Origin of the sequence: Streptococcus mitis (assembly GCF_001579035.1) — a bacterium.
Taxonomy (GTDB): Bacteria; Bacillota; Bacilli; order Lactobacillales; family Streptococcaceae; genus Streptococcus; species Streptococcus mitis_J.
In genome coordinates this window covers 87,790-90,716 of sequence record NZ_KQ970290.1, presented here as the reverse complement: position 1 = coordinate 90,716, position 2,927 = coordinate 87,790, and the positions used below count along the sequence as shown (strand labels likewise).

Sequence of the window (2,927 nt, the reverse complement as noted above, 5' to 3'; positions counted from 1 at the left end):
AATTTCTTGTCGGCATTCATCAAAAGGACCTTGGATGTGAAAGAGATTTCGAAGTAGGCGAGTGGTTAAGTCTTCTTTTTTCATGCTAGTAACCTCCTAAATGAGCGGTTTTACTGACTTTCTTTTACGAATTGATAGAGATAATAAAGATAAGTGATAGAAGAAAGGCTAGCGATAGTCAGCAGTAAATAATACTTCCAATTGCCTGAGACGAGCATCAGTTGTGGTAAAGATAGAATCATAAAGTACAGTGCTAAGTTAAGTGTGCGCGTTTTTGGGGAGTCAATCTTTAGATAAGTCAGTCCTTTGTTAAGTGCTAGAATAAAGACTAGCACGAGGAATGTCTCGTCGATTGGCAAGTTCCCTGAAATGATGATGAAGATGAGCAGAGAACTGAACAAAAGATGATAGGTAAGTAAAATTAGTAGTGATTTCATAGGTACCTCCTAATTCTGGTCTTTTTTAGCTCTTGCAATACGAAGTGAGTCGACAATATGTATCATCACTCCGAAAAAGAAAGCTCCTAGTATAGTTTTAAAAATATGTTTTGTATTTAGAAGAGAACTGATAAAATTTGAATTTTCACTTGTTAGGGTATCAATGAGTGGAATTATAAAAAATATCACTGTTCCATAAATCGAACCTGCTTTCAGACCAGGATAAGGTAACTGTTTCTTTTCTTTTTTCATAGCTTCCTCCTAATCATCCTGGTCTTTCTTGGCTTTTGCAATGCGACGGGAGATGAGAAACTGTATGCTCGCTCCGAAGAAGACAGAACCGAGAATGCTTGATACAGCATTTCTTATAGTGAGAAGAGACTGAAAATAGTCCTGACCGTCACCTATGAGTATATTGAGGAGAGGCGTTATAAAAAACATCCATAGACCAAAGAACAAACCTGCTTTCAGACCTGGGTAATGTAGTTGCTTACTTTCTTTCTCATTCAGCATATCTGGATCAATAGCTGTAATTCCTGTTTTTTTCTATTTTGTAGGTGACATAGCCAGCAGAGATGAGGGCAATCACTAAAATCAGAGGAGGATAGATTAGAGCCACTTCTTGAGGGTATTTATAGGCCAGAAGGAGTGGAATAAGATTTCCGAAAATCATCAGATAAAAGAGGACGATAAAGACTTGATTGCCGATACGATCGGTCTCACGCCGTTTGTATTCGTCAAGGGGACCAGAAATACCGTATGTGCGTTTGATCAGTTTTTCAGTAAAGGTTTCTTTTTTCATGAGTTTGCTCCTTTTTTAAAAATCTTCCTCCCAAAAGAGACTGTTGAGGTCAGTTTGGAGGCTGCGGGCGAGATTGAGACAGAGTTCCAGAGTTGGGTTGTACTTGTCGTTCTCAATCATATTGATGGTTTGTCTCGAGACACCTATATCCTTGGCTAGCTCGAGCTGGGAAATACCCAATTCCTTGCGAAATTCTTTCACACGATTCATCTGGTCTCCTTTCTGAAGTATGTCGTATATATTTGACTATATTATATTCTTCTATAGAACGAATGTCAAGCATATTTGACATATTTCTTAAAGAAATCTTACTTTTTTTTGCCTATTTGTCTGACTAGTGCAAGCTAGTCAGATTTGTGGTAAAATAGATAAGATATGACAAAAGAATTTCATCATGTAACGGTCTTACTCCACGAAACGATTGATATGCTTGACGTAAAGCCCGAGGGTATCTACGTTGATGCGACTTTGGGTGGAGCAGGCCATAGCGAGTATTTATTAAGTAAATTGAGTGAAAAAGGCCATCTCTATGCCTTTGACCAGGACCAGAATGCCATTGACAATGCGCAAAAACGCTTGGCACCCTATATCGAAAAAGGGATGGTAACCTTTATCAAGGATAACTTCCGTCATTTACAGGCACGTTTGCGCGAAGCTGGTGTTCAGGAAATTGATGGAATTTGTTATGACTTGGGAGTGTCTAGTCCTCAGCTGGACCAGCGTGAGCGTGGTTTTTCTTATAAAAAGGATGCGCCACTGGACATGCGGATGAATCAGGATGCTAGTCTGACAGCCTATGAAGTGGTGAACCATTATGACTATCATGACTTGGTTCGTATTTTCTTCAAGTATGGCGAGGATAAATTTTCTAAACAGATTGCCCGCAAGATTGAACAAGCGCGTGATCTGAAACCTATCGAGACTACGACTGAATTGGCAGAAATTATCAAGTCGGCCAAGCCTGCCAAGGAGCTCAAGAAGAAGGGTCATCCTGCTAAGCAGATTTTCCAGGCTATTCGAATTGAAGTCAATGATGAACTGGGAGCGGCAGATGAGTCCATCCAGCAGGCTATGGATATGTTGGCTCTGGATGGTAGAATTTCAGTGATTACCTTTCATTCCTTAGAAGATCGCTTGACCAAGCAATTGTTCAAGGAAGCTTCAACAGTTGAAGTTCCAAAAGGCTTACCCTTCATCCCAGATGATCTCAAGCCCAAGATGGAATTGGTATCCCGTAAGCCAATCTTGCCAAGTGCAGAAGAATTAGAAGCCAATAACCGCTCGCACTCAGCCAAGTTGCGCGTGGCCAGAAAAATTCACAAGTAAGAGGAAAAAAGATGGCAGAAAGAATGGAAAAAACAGGTCAAATACTACAGATGCAACTTAAACGGTTTTCGCGTGTGGAAAAAGCTTTTTACTTTTCCATTGCTGTAACCACTCTTATTGTAGCAATTAGTATTATTTTTATGCAGACCAAGCTTTTGCAAGTACAGAATGATTTGACAAAAATCAATGCGCAGATAGAGGAAAAGAAGACCGAATTGGACGATGCCAAGCAAGAGGTCAATGAACTATTACGTGCAGAACGTTTGAAAGAAATTGCCAATTCACACGATTTGCAATTAAACAATGAAAATATTCGAATAGCGGAGTAAGATATGAAGTGGACAAAAAGAATAACCCGATTT

Annotated in this window: 5 protein-coding genes and 2 pseudogenes; 2 read left to right on the top strand and 5 right to left on the bottom strand. The window is 39.7% G+C overall.

Annotation, left to right across the window (positions count from 1 at the left end):
* The 5 genes and pseudogenes from SMIDD26_RS13270 to SMIDD26_RS08595 all read right to left on the bottom strand — a co-directional run.
* A pseudogene (locus tag SMIDD26_RS13270) lies at nt 1–84 on the bottom strand (DUF3278 domain-containing protein); the annotation flags it as partial.
* 26 nt (nt 85–110) lie between these two features.
* Nucleotides 111–437 carry a hypothetical protein gene (locus SMIDD26_RS08615; protein WP_061439837.1) on the bottom strand — a complete coding sequence of 109 codons (327 nt, stop codon included), beginning with the start codon at nt 435–437 and terminating at the stop codon, nt 111–113.
* Nucleotides 438–446: 9 nt separating this feature from the next.
* Nucleotides 447–689, bottom strand: coding sequence for a hypothetical protein (locus SMIDD26_RS08610; protein WP_061439836.1), 243 nt, complete (start codon nt 687–689; stop codon nt 447–449).
* 9 nt (nt 690–698) lie between these two features.
* Nucleotides 699–1,239 (bottom strand): annotated as a pseudogene (locus SMIDD26_RS11865) (DUF3278 domain-containing protein).
* A gap of 15 nt (nt 1,240–1,254) precedes the next feature.
* Nucleotides 1,255–1,449 carry a helix-turn-helix transcriptional regulator gene (locus SMIDD26_RS08595; protein ID WP_001082472.1) on the bottom strand — a complete coding sequence of 65 codons (195 nt, stop codon included), beginning with the start codon at nt 1,447–1,449 and terminating at the stop codon, nt 1,255–1,257.
* A gap of 165 nt (nt 1,450–1,614) precedes the next feature.
* Between SMIDD26_RS08595 and rsmH the strand changes: the two genes are divergently transcribed.
* Complete coding sequence (gene rsmH / locus SMIDD26_RS08590) at nt 1,615–2,565, top strand: 16S rRNA (cytosine(1402)-N(4))-methyltransferase RsmH (protein ID WP_061439833.1); 951 nt, start codon at nt 1,615–1,617, stop codon at nt 2,563–2,565.
* An 11-nt stretch (nt 2,566–2,576) separates the two neighbouring features.
* The gene (gene ftsL, locus SMIDD26_RS08585) at nt 2,577–2,894 is read left to right on the top strand and encodes a cell division protein FtsL (RefSeq protein WP_000840840.1); all 318 of its coding nucleotides are present in this window, start codon (nt 2,577–2,579) and stop codon (nt 2,892–2,894) included.
* Nucleotides 2,895–2,927: the final 33 nt, after the last annotated feature.